This is a genomic window from Nocardia sp. NPDC005978, assembly GCF_040614455.1.
Lineage (GTDB): Bacteria > Actinomycetota > Actinomycetes > Mycobacteriales > Mycobacteriaceae > Nocardia.
Genome location: NZ_JBEXUS010000070.1, coordinates 1 through 15,576 on the forward strand (window position 1 = coordinate 1; position 15,576 = coordinate 15,576).

General features: G+C 69.4%; 14 protein-coding genes. 6 read left to right on the plus strand and 8 right to left on the minus strand.

The window, feature by feature from the left end:
* Positions 1-84: 84 nt before the first annotated feature.
* The 5 genes from ABZ319_RS26880 to cysD form a co-directional block, all read right to left on the minus strand.
* The gene (locus ABZ319_RS26880; RefSeq protein ID WP_354989269.1) at positions 85-1,221 is read right to left on the minus strand and encodes a sulfotransferase; all 1,137 of its coding nucleotides are present in this window, start codon (positions 1,219-1,221) and stop codon (positions 85-87) included.
* A gap of 72 nt (positions 1,222-1,293) precedes the next feature.
* On the minus strand, positions 1,294-2,088 hold the full coding sequence (locus tag ABZ319_RS26885) for an SDR family oxidoreductase (RefSeq protein ID WP_354989270.1): 795 nt from the start codon (positions 2,086-2,088) through the stop codon (positions 1,294-1,296).
* Positions 2,085-3,287: a hypothetical protein gene (locus ABZ319_RS26890; RefSeq protein WP_354989271.1), complete on the minus strand. Its 1,203-nt coding sequence runs from the start codon at positions 3,285-3,287 to the stop codon at positions 2,085-2,087. The genes ABZ319_RS26885 and ABZ319_RS26890 overlap by 4 nt, the downstream gene beginning before the upstream one ends.
* A gap of 6 nt (positions 3,288-3,293) precedes the next feature.
* Complete coding sequence (cysC, locus tag ABZ319_RS26895; protein WP_354989272.1) at positions 3,294-5,192, minus strand: adenylyl-sulfate kinase; 1,899 nt, start codon at positions 5,190-5,192, stop codon at positions 3,294-3,296.
* Entirely contained in the window at positions 5,192-6,097 is a 906-nt protein-coding gene (cysD, locus tag ABZ319_RS26900; RefSeq protein ID WP_354989273.1) for a sulfate adenylyltransferase subunit CysD, read from the minus strand. The genes cysC and cysD overlap by 1 nt, the downstream gene beginning before the upstream one ends.
* 277 nt (positions 6,098-6,374) lie before the next feature.
* On the opposite strand from cysD, the gene ABZ319_RS26905 reads away from it, so the two are divergent.
* The 3 genes from ABZ319_RS26905 (at position 6,375) to ABZ319_RS26915 (ending at position 8,608) form a co-directional block, all read left to right on the plus strand.
* A complete protein-coding gene (locus ABZ319_RS26905; protein ID WP_354989274.1) occupies positions 6,375-7,298 on the plus strand; it encodes a helix-turn-helix domain-containing protein in 924 nt (307 codons plus the stop codon).
* 44 nt (positions 7,299-7,342) lie between these two features.
* Positions 7,343-7,879 carry an NUDIX hydrolase gene (locus ABZ319_RS26910; protein WP_354989275.1) on the plus strand — a complete coding sequence of 179 codons (537 nt, stop codon included), beginning with the start codon at positions 7,343-7,345 and terminating at the stop codon, positions 7,877-7,879.
* Between the two features lie 210 nt (positions 7,880-8,089).
* Positions 8,090-8,608, plus strand: a complete 519-nt coding sequence (locus tag ABZ319_RS26915; protein ID WP_354989276.1) for a L,D-transpeptidase — start codon at positions 8,090-8,092, stop codon at positions 8,606-8,608.
* A 102-nt stretch (positions 8,609-8,710) separates the two neighbouring features.
* Here the strand turns inward: ABZ319_RS26915 and ABZ319_RS26920 are convergent, their stop codons facing one another.
* Entirely contained in the window at positions 8,711-10,135 is a 1,425-nt protein-coding gene (locus tag ABZ319_RS26920; RefSeq protein WP_354989277.1) for an FAD-dependent oxidoreductase, read from the minus strand.
* 152 nt (positions 10,136-10,287) lie between these two features.
* The gene (locus ABZ319_RS26925) at positions 10,288-11,034 is read right to left on the minus strand and encodes an SDR family oxidoreductase (RefSeq protein WP_354989278.1); all 747 of its coding nucleotides are present in this window, start codon (positions 11,032-11,034) and stop codon (positions 10,288-10,290) included.
* A gap of 86 nt (positions 11,035-11,120) precedes the next feature.
* On the opposite strand from ABZ319_RS26925, the gene ABZ319_RS26930 reads away from it, so the two are divergent.
* Positions 11,121-11,963: a helix-turn-helix transcriptional regulator gene (locus tag ABZ319_RS26930; protein ID WP_354989279.1), complete on the plus strand. Its 843-nt coding sequence runs from the start codon at positions 11,121-11,123 to the stop codon at positions 11,961-11,963.
* Here ABZ319_RS26930 and ABZ319_RS26935 read toward each other — a convergent pair.
* Entirely contained in the window at positions 11,960-12,508 is a 549-nt protein-coding gene (locus tag ABZ319_RS26935; protein WP_354989280.1) for an NADAR family protein, read from the minus strand. The two genes, ABZ319_RS26930 and ABZ319_RS26935, sit on opposite strands and share 4 nt — an antisense overlap.
* Positions 12,509-12,665: 157 nt before the next feature.
* On the opposite strand from ABZ319_RS26935, the gene ABZ319_RS26940 reads away from it, so the two are divergent.
* On the plus strand, positions 12,666-14,231 hold the full coding sequence (locus ABZ319_RS26940; protein ID WP_354989281.1) for an alkaline phosphatase D family protein: 1,566 nt from the start codon (positions 12,666-12,668) through the stop codon (positions 14,229-14,231).
* 54 nt (positions 14,232-14,285) lie between these two features.
* Positions 14,286-15,545, plus strand: a complete 1,260-nt coding sequence (locus ABZ319_RS26945) for an FAD-dependent oxidoreductase (RefSeq protein ID WP_354989282.1) — start codon at positions 14,286-14,288, stop codon at positions 15,543-15,545.
* Positions 15,546-15,576 lie beyond the last annotated feature (31 nt).

Here is a 15,576-nt window from a genome sequence, read left to right on the forward strand (position 1 = left end):
TTCGGCTCGGGGCCCGCGTGTTCGGAGACCGGCGCGGCGGTGACCGTCACCGGCCATCGCGTATGCCGGACCCGGTGCGGCCGATCAGGACTCCGCGAACGCCGCCCGGACCCGGTCCTCGGTCAGCCCGTAGTCGGCCAGCGAGTAGTTGTGGGTGGGTTTGCGGTCGCCGCTCTTGCTCTCCTCGTCGAGGGAGGTCATGGCGGTGCGGGCCGGGTCGTCGAAGTCCAGGCCGAAGGCGGTGTAGATGTTGTCCACGGTGCCCAGGGGGTCGGCGCGCAGGTCGTCGAACTGGACGTCCAGGAACTGGTCGGGGTTGTATCGCGCACGGGCGGTGTTGAACTCGCGCAGGCCGCGGGACCACAGTTCGAGCTGGGTCTCGCCGATCTTGTCACCGACGAAGGTGTCGGACCAGCCGCGGGCGGCGTGATCGGCCAGGCTGCACGCGGAGCCGACGATCGTGACCGGATCGCGGTGGGTCTGGATGATCAGCGCGTCGGGGTACGCCGCCATCAGCGCGTCCAGGGCGAACAGGTGGCTGGGGTTCTTGAGCACCCAGCGGCGGTTGTCGCCGAGTCCGATGAGCTGCAGGTTCTTCCGGTGCCGGGCGTAGGCGTCGGTCCAGTCCTGCTTGCGCAGCCACTGCGAGTACGTGGGCAGGTAGGCCAGCGTCTCGTACGAGATCGACTTCACCGTCTGGCGCAGCAGTTGCCAGCATTCCTCCACGTCGGAGGCGCTCATGTAGTGCAGCCCCATGAAGTCCGGGTTCTCGACCCGGTGCTGGGCGAACCCGGCGTCGATGCGCTGATAGATCGGGTTGTCGGCCCAGGTCTCGCGCGGCGGGCGCGGCTGCGGCAGTTCGGCGAGCCACATCTCCAGCGCCTGATGCTGCGGGTCGGCCGCGAGCAAGCGGTGCAGGGCGGTGGTGCCGGTGCGCGGCAGGCCGGTCACGAAAATCGGCCGCTGGACCGGGGTGTCGGCGTAGGCCGGATTGGCTTTCCAGGACGCCTCGCTCAGCGCGCGGGCGACGAGCGCCCCGCGCAGGAAGTATCGGCTCATCTTGGAGCCGAGTTCGGTGAGCCCGGCGTCGCGCTGGTAGGACTCCAGCAGGACGCCGAGCCCCTCGAGGTGGTCGTCGCCGCCGAAATCCTCGAGGCCGCAGACCCGGGTGGCCGAGGCGTGCAGATCCTCGACGGTGCCGACGGTGGTGCGTGCGCTCATTCAGGTAACTCCTTGTCGAACCGGGGTCCGCGACAGCCTTGCGCAGCTGCCGTGGACCCCGGAAAAGCTTGGTCAGACGTGGTATTCGCCGCAGTTCACGTCGATGGTCTGGCCGGTGATGGCGTTGGCCCAGGGCGAGGCCAGGAACACGACGGTCTGCGCGATCTCGTCCGGCAGCGGCAGCCGCTTGAGGTCGGACTTGGACGCGGTCTGCTGGTACACCTGTTCCTCGGTGATCCCGTACTTCTTGGCGATCTCCCCGAAGTACCACTTCAGCTGATCGGTCCAAATGTAGCCGGGGGCAACGCTGTTGACGCGGATTCCCTTCTCGCCGAGCTCGGTGGCCAGGGTCTGCGACAGCGCCAGCAGCGCCGACTTGGAGACCTTGTAGCTGCCGTAGCGCGGCTCGGAGTGCCGCAGCACCGCCGAGTTGATCATGACCACGTTGCCCGCGGTCTCGGTCAGCGCTTCGGTGAAAGCCTGTGTCATCCGCAGGTTCCCGAGCACGGTGAGATCGAGGCTGGTGGTGATCTGCGCGTAGTCGGTGCGTGCGAGCGGCTTCATGGACGGCACCGAGAACGCGTTGTTCACCAGCACATCCACCCGCCCGAACGCCTCGAGCGTGCGCGCCACCAGGTTCGCGACGGCGTCGGCGTCGGTGATATCGGTGACCACGCTGAGGGTTTCGCCGCCGGCGGCCTCGACCTCGGCCGCGACCTCCTTCAGCCGCGCCTCGGTCCGAGCGGCGAGCACGACCTTGGCCCCGGCCGCGGCGGCCTCGAGGCAGATGGACCGCCCCAGCCCCGGACCGACGCCGCTGACCACGACGACCTTGCCCGCGAGCAGTCCTGTTTCGAGCCGGCTCATCCCAGCATCCTTTCCGCGAAACCACGCTGACGGGCGGCGATTCGTTCGCGCCACCCCGCGTCGTCGATCTGATTGTGTGCGAAGTGCGGCAGCCGTTCGGCCACCTTGTCGAACGGCACCAGCTCGAACGCGGGACCCTGATCCGGGGTGACCGGGGCGTCGACGCGCTGCCAGCGGAATTGCAGGATGCCGCGCCCGCGACCGGTGGTCTCTATCCAGTTGGCGATGCCGGGGTTGCGCGCCGACACCACCAGGCGGACGAGCCCGTCCGGATCCACCTGCGCCTGTGCGTGATTGAGGCTGGTCTGGTGGTTCACGTAGTCCAGCGAGATGTACCAGCGGCTGCCGAGCTGGAAACCCAGGTACGGCGCCTGCGATTTCGGCACCGTGATGATCAGCGCCTGGTCGTCGGCGAGGTCGTAGTGCCCGACCGAGGAGTACTGGGTGCTCAATCCGCCGGGGGTGAGCCGGGGTTCGGTCAGGGTGTTGACCGGCAGATCCAGGTAGAACCACTTGGGGAAGTTGAACCAGGTGTGCACGCGGGTCAGCAGCATGCGCCCGGCGGCCCGGTAGCGCTTGCGCAGCTGGGTCACGTCGGGCTCGACCGGCGCGGTGCCCACGGTGTCGACCCGTTCGATGCGAATGGTGCCCTTGCGCTCGGACAGCCAGTCCCCGTACACCTCTCGCACCGCGAGCATGGACGCGCCCTCGCCGAGCACGAAATAGTTCGGCTCCGGATTCTCCTTGGGCGGCCCGAAACGCAGCTGGTAGCTGCCGTCCGCGGCGATGTCGAGGCGGCGATCGTCGAAGGCGTCCTGTCCGCCCGGCACATCGGTGGCGGTGTAGTCGCCCTTGAGGACCTGGAAGCTCAGATCGACGGTGCTGCCGCGCACCCCGGTGAGCAGGTACTCCGCGCCCGGTTCGACATTGGCGTGGTAGTACAGCGTGTCCGGGTTGTCCAGGCCCATCTTGGCGTACGGACCGGTGGAGGACACGAAGTACGGGTGCGAGGTGCCGTGCGCGCGCGAGAGCTGCAGCACGGCGGCGATGCTGCCCTGCAGGTAGTCGTAGCCCTCGGCGAGGTCGTGCTCGTCGCGAATGAATTCCGCGGCGGCGATGAGCTTCTCGGCCTCGGCGACCGCGGCCAGGAACGGCTCGGTCAGCGGTAGTTCGGCCTGCTCGATATCGGGTTGTGCCATCTGGCCTCAGCCATTCCTCTCGGAGAGTCCGCCGAGTTCGCGGCGGATCAGTTGGGCGATGTCGACGGGTGTCCCGGCCTGCGGGGTGATGGTGAGTTCGGCGTATTCGGGCCGCTCGTACGGGGAGTCGATGCCGGTGAACTCGCGCAGTTCCCCGGCGCGGGCGCGCTTGTACAGGCCCTTGGGATCGCGCAGTTCGCACTCTGCCAGGGGCGTGTCCACGAAGACCTCGTAGAACGGCAATCGCTTGTCGTCGTGCAGCTTTCGCGCGTCGCGGCGCTGTTCCCGGAACGGGCTGATGAGCGAGACGATGGCGACGGTGCCCGCGTCGGCGAACAGCGCCGCGACCTCGGCCACGCGCCGGATGTTCTCGCGCCGATCCTCGTCGGTGAATCCGAGGTTGCTGGTCAGTCCGTGCCGCAGGTTGTCCCCGTCCAGCAGGTACGCGGGCCGGCCCGACGCGATGAGCTGGCGCTCCAATTCCACGGCGATGGTGGACTTTCCGGACCCGGACAGCCCGGTGAGCCAGATGGTCGCCCCCGCGCTCAGCCGCTGCTCGCGATCGACCTTGGAGTTGTGCCACACCAGGTTCGGGCGCGGCCGCCGCCCGCTGGTGCGGTGCCCGCGGTCGCTGCTGGTCTCGAGCTTGCCCGGGGTGCGCCCGGTGATCATGCCCGCGGCCACGGTCTGATTGGTGGCATCGTCGACGAGGATGAAGCTGCCGGTGGCGCGATTGTCCCGGTAGGCGTCGAACATGACCGGCTGGCGGCCGTGCAGGGTGAGTCGCCCGATGTCGTTGAGCCCCAGCTGTTCCGCTTCGGTCTCACGGTGCAGGGTGTTCACATCGAGCCGGTAGTCCAGTTCGGTGACCCGCACCTTGGTGGCCTGGGTGGCGGTGCGCAGGCTGTAGTCGTTCCCGGCGCGCAGCACGGTGGTGTCGGAGAACCAGCACACCATGGCGTCGAGTTCACGATCCTGATGCGGCTGATTGCCGGGCCGGGCGAGCATGTCGCCGCGACCGACATCGATGTCGTCGTCGAGGGTGAGCGAGACCGCCATCCCGGCGTACGCCTCCTCGATCTTGCCGCCGCCGGGTCCCCAGATCTCGCTGACGTGACTGCCGCGCCCCGAGGGCAGCACCACGACCTCGTCGCCGGGCTTGAAGATCCCCCCGGCGATGGTGCCCGCGTAGGAGCGCTCGCTCTGCCCGTGCGGGCGGATGACGTACTGCACGGGCAGCCGCGCGTCGATGAGGTTGCGGTCCGAGGCGATGTGCACTTCCTCGAGGTGCCGCAGCAGCGGCGGTCCGGCGTACCACGGTGTGTGCGTGGAGGTTTCGACCACGTTGTCGCCGGTGAGCGCGGACACCGGCAGGAAGCTGAGGTCGCCGACGTCGAGTTTGGTGGCGAAATCGGCGAACTCGGAACGGATCTCCTCGAACCGCTCCTCGGACCAGTCGACCAGGTCCATCTTGTTCACGCACAGCACCAGGTGCCCCACGCCCAGCAGCGAGGACAGGAACGCGTGCCGCCGCGTCTGCTCGGAGACGCCCTTGCGCGCGTCGACCAGGATGAGCGCCAGGTCCGCGGTGGACGCGCCGGTCACCATGTTGCGGGTGTACTGCACGTGCCCGGGGGTGTCCGCGATGACGAATTTCCTGCGCGGGGTGGTGAAGTAGCGGTAGGCGACGTCGATGGTGATGCCCTGCTCGCGTTCGGCGCGCAGCCCGTCGGTGACCAGCGCCAGATCCGGCTGCGCACTGCCGCGCCCGAGACTCACGCGTTCGATGGCGTCGAGCTGATCGGTGAACAGCGCCTTGGAGTCGTAGAGCAGGCGGCCGATGAGCGTGGACTTGCCGTCGTCGACGCTGCCGGCGGTGGCCAGGCGCAATAGGTTGCGGCGCATCAGAAGTAGCCCTCTCGCTTGCGATCCTCCATGCCGGAGTCGGAGATGCGGTCGTCGGCGCGGGTCGCGCCGCGTTCGGTGAGCCGGGTGACCGCGGTTTCGGCGATCACCTCGGCGGGGGTGGCGGCGGTCGATTCCACGCAGCCGGTGCAGTCGGCGTCACCGAGGGTGCGAAAACGCACGCTGTGTTCGACCAGCGGTTCGCCGGGTCCGGGGGTGACGAACCTGTTGTCCGCCAGCAGCATTCCGTCCCGCTCGAGCACGAGCCGCCGGTGCGCGTAGTACAGCGACGGCAGCGCCACCTCGGCGCGGTCGATGTACTCCCAGATGTCGAGCTCGGTCCAGTTCGAGAGCGGGAACACCCGGATGTGCTCGCCTTTGTTGTGCCTGCCGTTGTAGAGGTTCCACACTTCCGGCCGCTGCGCCCGCGGATCCCAGGCCCCGTATTCGTCGCGGAAGCTGAAGACCCGCTCCTTGGCCCGGGCCTTCTCCTCGTCGCGGCGCGCCCCGCCGAAGACCGCGTCGAAGCGGTTCTCCCGGATGGCGCGCAGCAGGGTCGCGGTCTGCAGCCGATTGCGGCTCTCCCCGGCCTTCTCGGTGACCCGGCCGGCGTCGATGTCGTCCTGCACGCTGCCGACCAGCAGCTGCGCCCCGAGCCGGGCGACGGTGCGATCGCGGAAGTCGATCACCTCGTCGAAATTCCGGCCGGTGTCGATGTGCATGAGCGGGAACGGCAGCGGCGCGGGCCAGAAGGCCCGGCGCGCCAGTTCCAGCATGACCGCCGAGTCCTTGCCGCCCGAGAACAGCAGTACCGGCCGCTCGAAGGTGGCGGCCACCTCCCGAATGATGTGCACCGATTCCGCCTCCAGGGCGTCCAGGTGCGTCAGCTCGTATCCCGCGCGCATTCGCTTCACTCACTCGCCGCGCCGATCCGGCCCCCGCCGTTGCCCGGAGCGTCGTGTGCCCGGGACTTGCGGTGTCGAATATTCGACGCTATTGTTCGATAATGTGACACCGACGATAGGTCGGTTGCCCAGTACTGGTCAATACCCCGCGCCGAATTGCCCGGCGCGGGCTGCCCGCCGTTCGCACCGCGACACCCGGACCCGGCCCCGCGTGCGACCGCCGGGACTGCTGTTGAATGGACCGAACCCCCTCCGCCGCACAGCAATCGAGGACACCGTGACCGAGGCCCGCACCGCCGCCGCGCCGAACGGCGCCCGGGACGCCTCCGCTACCGCCGGCCCGAGCGAGACGGGCGCGCCCTCCCCGCCCACCCGCCGCGTCGTGCAGACCGTCGAACTGCTGTCCCGGCATGCGGCCGAACAGCTCTCGCTCGCCCGCATAGTCCGGGCCACCGGCATGTCCCGGGCCACCGCGCACGCGGTGCTCACCCAGCTCACCGCCGAGGGCTGGACGGTCCGCGACGAGGACGGCAACTACGCACTGGGCCTGGGCCTGATGTCGGTGGCCCGGCGGGCCGAGGCCGCGTTCCCGTTGCGCCGCACGGCCGCCGACGCCATGCGCGCGCTGGCCGCCGACCGGGGCGTACCGGTCTTCCTCGCCGAACGCGAGCGCGACACGATCGCCGTCACCGAGGTCATCGGCACACCCTCGGTGCCCTGGATCCGGCATGCCAGGCGCATACCCTTCGCACCCCCGGTGTGCCGCGAATTCATCGCCTGGGCGCCGGAATCCGAACGGCGCGCCTGGCTCGCCGCCGCCGACCCGGCCCATCGGGACCGCCTGGCCACGGTGCTGGACGCCATCGCCTCGCGCGGCTATTCAGTGGAGCGCCTGGCCGACGATTCCGCCCCCATGCTCGAGGCGCTGTCCGCGCTGCGGCACTCCCCCGTCACCGACCCGCTGCGGCACCGCCTCAGCGCCATGATCACCGAACTCATCACCATCGACTACCTGCCCGACGAACTGGGTGAGAACAACGCCGTGGTCTCGGTGGCCGCCCCGATCTTCGGGCCCGCCGGCGCGGTCATCGCCTCGGTGGTCAGCTGCCCCGACGCCCACCTGCCCGCCGCGGCCCTGCGCGAGCTGGCCGCGGCCACCGTCACCGCCGCGGAATCGATCACCGCGAGCCTGCGTCCCTGAGGCGAGTGCGCCGCCGTGCGCACCCGATGCGGCAGGATTGCGCGATGGACCCCATCTCATCGCGGGAGATCTACACCAATCCCTGGATCACCCTGCACGAGGACATCATTCGCCGACCCGACGGCGACGGGCTGTACGCCTACATCGACAAGGCGCACTTCGCCATCGTCATTCCGCGCGACGGCGATCGATTCCACCTGGTGGAACAGTTCAGGTATCCGCTGCGCCGCCGCAGCTGGGAGTTCCCCGGCGGCACGGTGCCCGGCACGCCCTTCGATCCGATCGCCGCCGCCCGGCAGGAGCTGCGCGAGGAAACCGGTTTGCGCGCAGCGCATCTCGCACTGCTCGGCAGGATCGCCCCGGCGCCCGGCACCAGCAATCACTACGGCCACGTCGTGCTGGCCACCGGACTGACCGCGGGCGAACCCGAACGCGAGCCCTCCGAACAGGACATGCGCGCCGCGTGGTTCTCCCGGACCGAAGTGGAAACGATGATCGCGAATGGCGTAATCGTCGATTCGCAAACGGTCGCGGCGTATCTGCTCCTGCTTCTACACGAGCGAAATAACCCCGCCGAGTGATTTCCGATCACAGTTCGGCAAAGCTGCCGACCGCCCGGTCAGAGCCGGTTCCGAGCGGTGTACCCACCAATTGTTCAGGGTGCCGATTCCGCCCGAATCCTCACAATTCCCGTTTAAGATGCGGTGATAGTTCCTTTGCATGACCACCAGGTGACCTGATCACCGGTCACCGCCGCGCACTCTTGCGCCCGGGAAGAGCGAGGTTCACATATGAGCGGCACCATCTTCCGTAAACCTATCGCCCGAGCGGCGGTGCTAACCGGAATCGCGTCGGCCGCCGTGCTGATGGCGGCCCCCGCCCAGGCGGAACCGCTGTGGCCCGGCGGCCCCGATATTCCGGGTGTCCCGTCGATCATTCCCAGCCCACCGGCCCCGGTGGTCGCGCCCTGCACCACGCAGGGCGCCCGGGTCTGCATGAGCCTGTCGCGCAACGAGGCGTGGCTCATGGAGGACGGCAACGTCACCTACGGCCCGACGCCGATCTCGCACGGCCGCCCCGGCTACGAGACCCCGCCCGGGGTGTTCCACGTGGCCTTCAAGAAGGAGTACCACTGGAGCACCATGCACCACGCGGAGATGCTCTGGGCCGTGTTCTTCAACGGTGACATCGCCACCCATATCGGCCCGATCGAGGAGCAGTCGCACGGCTGCATCCGCATGGTGCCCGAGGGCGCCGAGCGGCTCTACAACCATGTGAATCCGGGCGACATCATCGAAGTGGTCAACTGACGCGTCCCAGCGACGATGCACTCCCGGCGAAATCCCTTCGCCCGGAGTGCATTCGCGTCTCCGGGGTCGCGCAGCCGCCGAATCCGCCCGTCCCGCAGCCGATCACAGCGCCAGGATCTCCCGTGCGGCCCGTTCACCGCTGCGGATCGCCCCGTCCATGTAGCCCTGCCAGTAGTCCGCGGTTTCGGTGCCCGCCCAGTGGATGTCACCGACGGGGGCGCGCAGCGCGGGACCGAACCGGGTGAGAATCCCCGGGCGCGTGGTGGCCGTGGGCCCGCCCCACGAGTAGGGATCGTTGTCCCACTTCTTGAATCCGTAGTCGACGGCCTCGGACCGGGCCCGGGGGCCGAAGTACCGCACCAGGCTGTCCAGCCCGGTCTCGACCAGGTCCCGGTCGGGCCGTACGTCCAGGTCGGCCATGGCGTCGGCGGAGATGAAGCCCATGAGGATGTGGTGCCCCTGGCCGTAGCTCTCGTAGGTGACGTCGATGGGCGTGCCGTCGCCCACGACCTGCCCCGAGAGCCCGTCCTCGCGCCAGAAGGGCCGCTCGTAGACCGCGAGGAACTTGGCGATCCGGCCCATGGTGTAGCCCCGGGTCAGTTCGACGCGCTCACTCGGCAGTCCGGGCCGGTACTCGATCCGCCCGCTGATGGCGGGCGACATGGCGACCACCACCTTCGCCGCGCGGAAGGTCCCCCGATCGGTGATCACCGACGCCCCGGCCTCGTGCTGTTCGATGGCGCGCGCCGGCGCTCCGTAAACGATGCTGTCCGAGAAGGATTCGGCCATCCGCAGCGGCACCAGCGCCGCGCCGCCGTCGAAGAACCGCTCCTGCGCGCCGCCCTCCACGCTGAGCAGCCGCGCGAAAGTGCCGGGGTTGCTCTCGTTTCCGGAGGCGGCGAAGTAGTTCATCATGAACAGCGCCGAGAGTTCGTGCGGCCGCACCGACAGCGGTGCGCTCTGGGCCAGGGCGAGAAACAGCTTGCCCTCGTAGGTTCCGGCGTTGGCGTCGATCCAGTCCTGCCAGGTGATGGAGTCCAGGTACGCGGCCTCGGGATGCCGCCACGGCTCCCCGACCGGGAATCCGAGCGCGGTGGCGTCGATGCGGGCCATGGCCAGCGCCGTCTCGGCCGTGCCCGGCAGGATGGGCAGCGGCACCGCGGCCGGAACCCGGTGCAGCGCACCGTTGATCGCGAAGATGGACTCGCCCCGGTTGTAGGTGGGCAGCGTGGGCACCCCGTACTCCGCGGCGAACGCCGCGATGCGGTCCTGGGTGGGCCCGAGGAACTCGGCCCCGCCGTCGACGGCGATGCCCCCGCGCGTGGTGGCGTTGAACACGCGCCCGCCCGCGCGGTCACGCGCCTCGAGCAGCAGCACCCGCTGCCCGGCCGCGCGCAGGGCCTTGGCCGCGGCCAGGCCGGACAGCCCGGCGCCGACCACGATCACCTCGGCGTCCCGGTTCGCGCCGGGCGCACCGGGCGTGGCGCGGGCCGCGGCGGCTCCGGCCAGTCCCGCCGCCGCGGCCATCGCCGCACCTCTGAGCACTGTTCTGCGGCCTATGTTCACGGGCATCCTTCCGCCGAGTCGAGCCGGGTCGCAAGGGTATGCCCGACCGGACACCAATACTGGTCAATTGACCAACAGTGTCCGTTTCCCGCCGGTGACGGTCACGTAAATCGTCACCAGGGCAGCAGACCGTACTCGGTGTCACCACCCCAGAGGTAGCCCCAGAACTGCCCGGAGGGCCCGTCCGCGGGCAGAGTCGCCAGATACACCGACGGTTCGGCGCCCTGGGCGGCCGTGCGAAAACCGGTGTTGCCGTTGAAGTCGGTCGCACAGTAGCCCGGGTTGGCAGCGTTCACCTTGATCGGGGTGTCCCAGAGTTCCTTGGCGTACTGGGCGGTGACCATGTTGAGCGCCGCCTTCGACACCGGATAGGAGATGCTCACCATCGGCCACATCGGACCCCGCGTATCGAGCATGCCCGCGATCGAGCCGACCTCGCTGGAGACGTTCACGATGCGCGCGGCCGGCGCCCGGCGCAGCAGCGGCAGCAGCGCGTTGGTCACCGCGACCACGCCGAACACATTGGTCTCGAGGGTCTGCGCGAACGTGGGCACCCGCGTGTTGGAGGGTTTGCCGTCCAGGTCGAAGCCGCCGAGGATCCCCGCGTTGTTGACCAGCACGTCCAGCGATCCGAACTCGGCCTCGATCCACGCCGCCGCCCGTGCGATGGATTCGGCGTCGGTCACGTCGAGCTGCACGAAATGCGCTTGCGCGCCTTCGGCTTTCAACTTCTCGGTGGCGGTCCGGCCGCGCTCGGCGTCGCGGGCCCCCACCAGCACGGTCAGCCCCCGCTCGGCGAGCTGACGGGCGGTTTCGAAACCGATGCTGCGATTGGCCCCGGTAATGAGTGCTGTCGTCATGGGTTTCAGCCTCACACCGCTCACGCGCGCCCGGGAGGGCCAAGTTGTACCACCCACCGCGGGCGGACGTGCCCGACACTGGACCCATGGCCGATCGAAGCGAACTGGCGTCGTTCCTGCGCACCCGGCGGGGACGCCTGACCCCGGCCGATGTCGGGCTGCCCACCGGAATCAACCGCCGCACAACGGGTTTGCGCAGGCAGGAGGTGGCTCAGCTGGCCGGCATCTCGGTGGACTACTACATCCGCCTGGAACAGGCCCGCGGGGCCAAGCCCTCGCGTCAGGTGCTGGCCGCGGTGGCCCGCGCGCTCATGCTCACCGCCGACGAGCGGGAATACCTCTTCCGCGTGGGCGGGGAGAATCCGCCCGCGGTGGCGGGGCCCGATCGCACCATCCCGCAATCGGTCCGGGTCATTCTCGACACCATGGGCACCCCCGCCTACGTGGTGGACGCCACCTACGAGATCCTGGCCTGGAACGCCTTGGCGGTCCCGTTCATCGGCGACCTCGACACAGTGCCCGGCCACGAGCGCAACATGGTGCGCTGGATGTTCGCCGTACCGCTCGACCATCCGCTGTGGTCGGACGAGTCCATGGTCGGTTTCGCGCACTCCACCGTCGCGGACCTGCGCGCCGCCTCCGCCCGCTATCCGGGCAATCCGGCCCTGGCCGCCCTGGTCACCGAACTGCTGGGCACCGCATCGCGTTTCGCGCAGATGTGGCACGCCCACGACGTCGAGGTCCGGCGCGGCCACGCCAAACGCGTCGACCATCCCGGCCTCGGCCCCCTCGACTTCGAATGCCAGGTCCTGCACATCGCCGACACCGACCAGCGCATGATCGTCTACTGCCCCGCGCCCGGCTCCCGCACCGCCGCGGTCTTCGCCGACCTGGCCGCCCGCACGCACGCGGGGCCGCTGCTCGCCTAGGTCGCCGAGACGAGCGCGGACCGCGCGTCCATCAGCGCGAAGCCCAGCAGGTTCTCCCCGCGCCACTGCTCCGGATCCGCGGCGGCCGGGTTCTCCGCACCCAGGCCGATCCCCCAGATGGTGTCCCGCGGTGCGGCTTCCACCAGCACCTTGTCCCCGGTGGCGAGCAGAAAGTCGCGCAGCTCGGTGTGCTGCCCGAATTTGGCGATGCTGCCGCGCAGGACGATGTCGTACCGATGCGCCACCCACGCGTCCTGATCGAATCCCCGCACCGCGCGCCCGATCCGTTTGGCGTCGGCGGGCGTCTCGCTCGCGAGGACCTTCGCACGCATCTCCTCGTCGCCGAACAGCCGTGCCTTCTCCCCCATCATGAAATGCTCGGCGCTGCCGTAGCTCTGCCCGTCCACGGTGAACTCGACCGGCCACCACTGGCTCAGCACCCACTTGCCCACGGCGTGACCGGGCGTACGGGTGTGCCCCCAGAAGAAGAGAAGCTCCGGCGACGCACCCGCCGCGATCTCGGCCGTCAATTGCGCTCTGTCCACGCCGTAGGACCCTACCGATCCGAACCCGCGCGCGCCGAAGGATATCCGGCGGCCCGAACCCGAACCCGCGCACGACACGTCGCCCCGTTGCCGAAGATTCGCCGGACCGCACGGCAGAGTTCAGCCGATGTTGCGTTGGCTGCGCCATGGTCGGCCCATGGCCTCGCTCTTCCCCGCACGCGAATTCGGTCTCTCCCGCCGCACCCTGCTGCGCGCCTCCGCCGCCGGGCTGCTGACCGCGCCCGCCCTGGCGGCCTGTTCGACCAACGGCGGCCCGGCCCTGGTGCGCGAGCGCCCGCGCCTGACGCACGGCGTCGCGGTCGGCGACCCGCGCACCGACGGCGCGCTGATCTGGGCGCGCGCGGACCGCCCCGCCACCCTGATCGTCGAAACCGCCGCGACCGAATCCTTCAGGGACGCACGACGTTTCGAGGGCGCTCTGCTGACCCCGGCCACCGACGGCACCGGCCGGATCCGCGTCAACGGACTGCCCGCCGGACAACAGGTGCACTACCGCGTCACCCTCGAAGCCGAGGACGGCGCGACCTCCGAGCCCGTCACCGGCGTCTTCCGCACCGCCCCCGTCGCGCCCGCCGACATCACGCTGCTGTGGTCCGGCGACGTGGCGGGCCAGGGCTACGGCAGCAATCCGGATCTGGGCGGCATGAAGATCTTCTCCGCCATGGCCGCCCGCGATCCGCACCTGTTCCTGCATTCGGGTGACGCCATCTACGCCGACGGCCCGCTCGCGGAATCGGTGACCCTCCCGGACGGCCGGATCTGGCGTAACACCGTCTCCGAGGCCAAGAGCGCGGTCGCCCAGACCCTGGACCAGTTCCGCGGGAACTACGCCTACAACCTCACCGACGCCAACTACCTGCGCTTCAACGCCGCGGTCGCCCAGCTCGTGCAGTGGGACGACCACGAGACGGTCAACAACTGGTATCCCGGCGGGCAGATCGCCGAGGGCAAGGGCTACACCGAACGCTCCATGGACACCCTCGCCACCCGGTCCTGGCAGGCATTCCACGAATGGATGCCGGTGGAGCCGAAGGAGGCCGCCGACGGCCGCCTCTATCGCAAGATCTCGTACGGCCCGCTGCTGGATGTCTTCGTGCTCGACATGCGCACCTACAAGGACGCCAACGGCGCGAACCGCGGTCCCGCGGGCACGATCTTCGGTGCGGCCCAGACCCGATGGCTCATCGAGGGTTTGCGGGATTCCCGCGCCACCTGGAAGATCATCGCCAATGATCTGCCGCTCGGCCTGGCGGTCAAGGACGGGAGCACCGCGTTCGAAGGTCCGGCCAACGGCGATCCGGGCGCGCCGTCGGGTCGCGAAACCGAGATCGCCGCGGTGCTGCGCGCCATCAAATCCGATCGGGTGCGCAACGTCGTCTGGCTCACCGCCGACGTGCACTACACCGCCGCGCACCACTATTCGCCCGCCCGCGCGGCGGTCGGCGATTTCGACGAGTTCTGGGAGTTCGTCTCGGGCCCCCTCAACGCCGGCGCGTTCGGTCCCAACGAGCTGGACGGCACCTTCGGCCCCGAGGCCGTTTTCGTCCACGCCCCGCCCGTCCAGAACACGTCCCCGCTCGACGGCGCCTACCAGCATTTCGGCGAAGTCACCATCGACGGCCGGTCCAGCGAACTCACAGTAAACCTGTGTGACGCAACCGGAAACGTACTGTTCACACGGCGTCTGGACCCCGCTCACTGAGACGACGCGCCATCCGCGAGCACAATGCGCGTGACTATGGTTAGCTGTAGCGCCATGAGCACGCCCGTCTCCACCCTCCCGGAAGAATTCCTCCCCCGCGACACCGCGGATGTGGTTCGGACCGTTCGGGATTCGCGCAAGTCGACGAAACCGCTGATCATCCGCGGTGGGGAGCGCCCGGACGAGGAGCTCTCACCACCGGATCAGGGTTCGGTGCTGTCCATGCGCAAGATGAACCGCGTTCAGGTCGTGGACGCGGACGCGCGCACGGTGCGGGTGCAGGCGGGCGCCCGCCTGTCCGACATCGACCGCACCCTGGGCGCGCACGGGCTCGGCCTGCCGATCGTGGGCGACCATCGGGACATCACCGCGGGCGGCTTCGCGGCGGTCGGCGGGCTCAGCGCCGCCTCGCACCGCTTCGGCATGTTCAGCGACAACGTGGTCGAGCTCGAATACGTCGATCAGGACGGGCGTTTCGGCACCTGCGGGCGCAATCACCACGTCGAGCGCTTCCGGCGCATCCTGGGCGGCGGCGGGCGCACCGGCATCATCACCGCGCTGACCCTCGAGGTCACCGATGTGGACAAGGACCGCACCTGGCTCACCTCCGACGCGCATCGCTTCCTGGACTTCGACACCTTCGTCGAGCAGGCGTTCAAGGAGATCCAGTCCCCCGGCGAAGCGCTGCTGCAGGTGGGCCGCTGGGTCGACACCGCGCCGCTGAAGGTCTCGCGCCCGGTCGGCACCGGCAAGGTGCAGCTGGGCACCGTGCGCTTCGGCCAGTGGTCGAGCCTGCATCCCACCGCGCCCAACCTCTCACTGCGCGCCAGACGCGAGGTGGGCTCGCGCGCGCGTAAGTCGCTGGGCGCCATCGCCGCGTCCGCGGGCGGCCGGGCGGGCATGCCGGTTCGCAACGCCGCCGCCGGCGCGCTGATGTTCGCTCCGAAGGTGCTGACGCTGCGCGACGCGGAGTATCTGGCCGATACCGTCATCAGCTCCTCCGAACGCGGTGCGGCCTATCGCATCTCGGTCTTCGCGCCGCTGTCGACCTATCCGCGGGTCTTCCACCGCCTGCACGACCTGTTCTCCGGGCACCGCGAGGCCACCGGCTGCTTCACCGTCATCTCCGCGCTCACCTACGGCGTGCGGTCGCGCTACCTGCAGGAACTGGACGGCGAGGAGCACGGCTTCATCACCTTCACCTGTCGCCTGCGCCCGGCCGCGCTGCCCTCGGAACTGTTGCGCGACATCGTTTCCTCGATCGACGAGATCTGCGTCGCCGAACGCGCCCGGCGGTACGACCCCACCGATTAGGATGTGGGCTGCCGCACCACTGGCAACGCTC

What these genes read in the sequence shown, in the direction of transcription:
- cysD (WP_354989273.1), bottom strand. Translation starts at nt 6,097, where the DNA reads ATGCGCGCGGGATACGAGCTGACGCACCTGGACGCCCTGGAGGCGGAA.
- ABZ319_RS26885 (WP_354989270.1), bottom strand. Translation starts at nt 2,088, where the DNA reads ATGAGCCGGCTCGAAACAGGACTGCTCGCGGGCAAGGTCGTCGTGGTC.
- ABZ319_RS26910 (WP_354989275.1), top strand. Translation starts at nt 7,343, where the DNA reads ATGGACCCCATCTCATCGCGGGAGATCTACACCAATCCCTGGATCACC.
- ABZ319_RS26915 (WP_354989276.1), top strand. Translation starts at nt 8,090, where the DNA reads ATGAGCGGCACCATCTTCCGTAAACCTATCGCCCGAGCGGCGGTGCTA.
- ABZ319_RS26945 (WP_354989282.1), top strand. Translation starts at nt 14,286, where the DNA reads ATGAGCACGCCCGTCTCCACCCTCCCGGAAGAATTCCTCCCCCGCGAC.
- ABZ319_RS26925 (WP_354989278.1), bottom strand. Translation starts at nt 11,034, where the DNA reads ATGACGACAGCACTCATTACCGGGGCCAATCGCAGCATCGGTTTCGAA.
- ABZ319_RS26890 (WP_354989271.1), bottom strand. Translation starts at nt 3,287, where the DNA reads ATGGCACAACCCGATATCGAGCAGGCCGAACTACCGCTGACCGAGCCG.
- ABZ319_RS26930 (WP_354989279.1), top strand. Translation starts at nt 11,121, where the DNA reads ATGGCCGATCGAAGCGAACTGGCGTCGTTCCTGCGCACCCGGCGGGGA.
- ABZ319_RS26920 (WP_354989277.1), bottom strand. Translation starts at nt 10,135, where the DNA reads ATGGCCGCGGCGGCGGGACTGGCCGGAGCCGCCGCGGCCCGCGCCACG.
- cysC (WP_354989272.1), bottom strand. Translation starts at nt 5,192, where the DNA reads ATGCGCCGCAACCTATTGCGCCTGGCCACCGCCGGCAGCGTCGACGAC.
- ABZ319_RS26880 (WP_354989269.1), bottom strand. Translation starts at nt 1,221, where the DNA reads ATGAGCGCACGCACCACCGTCGGCACCGTCGAGGATCTGCACGCCTCG.
- ABZ319_RS26940 (WP_354989281.1), top strand. Translation starts at nt 12,666, where the DNA reads ATGGCCTCGCTCTTCCCCGCACGCGAATTCGGTCTCTCCCGCCGCACC.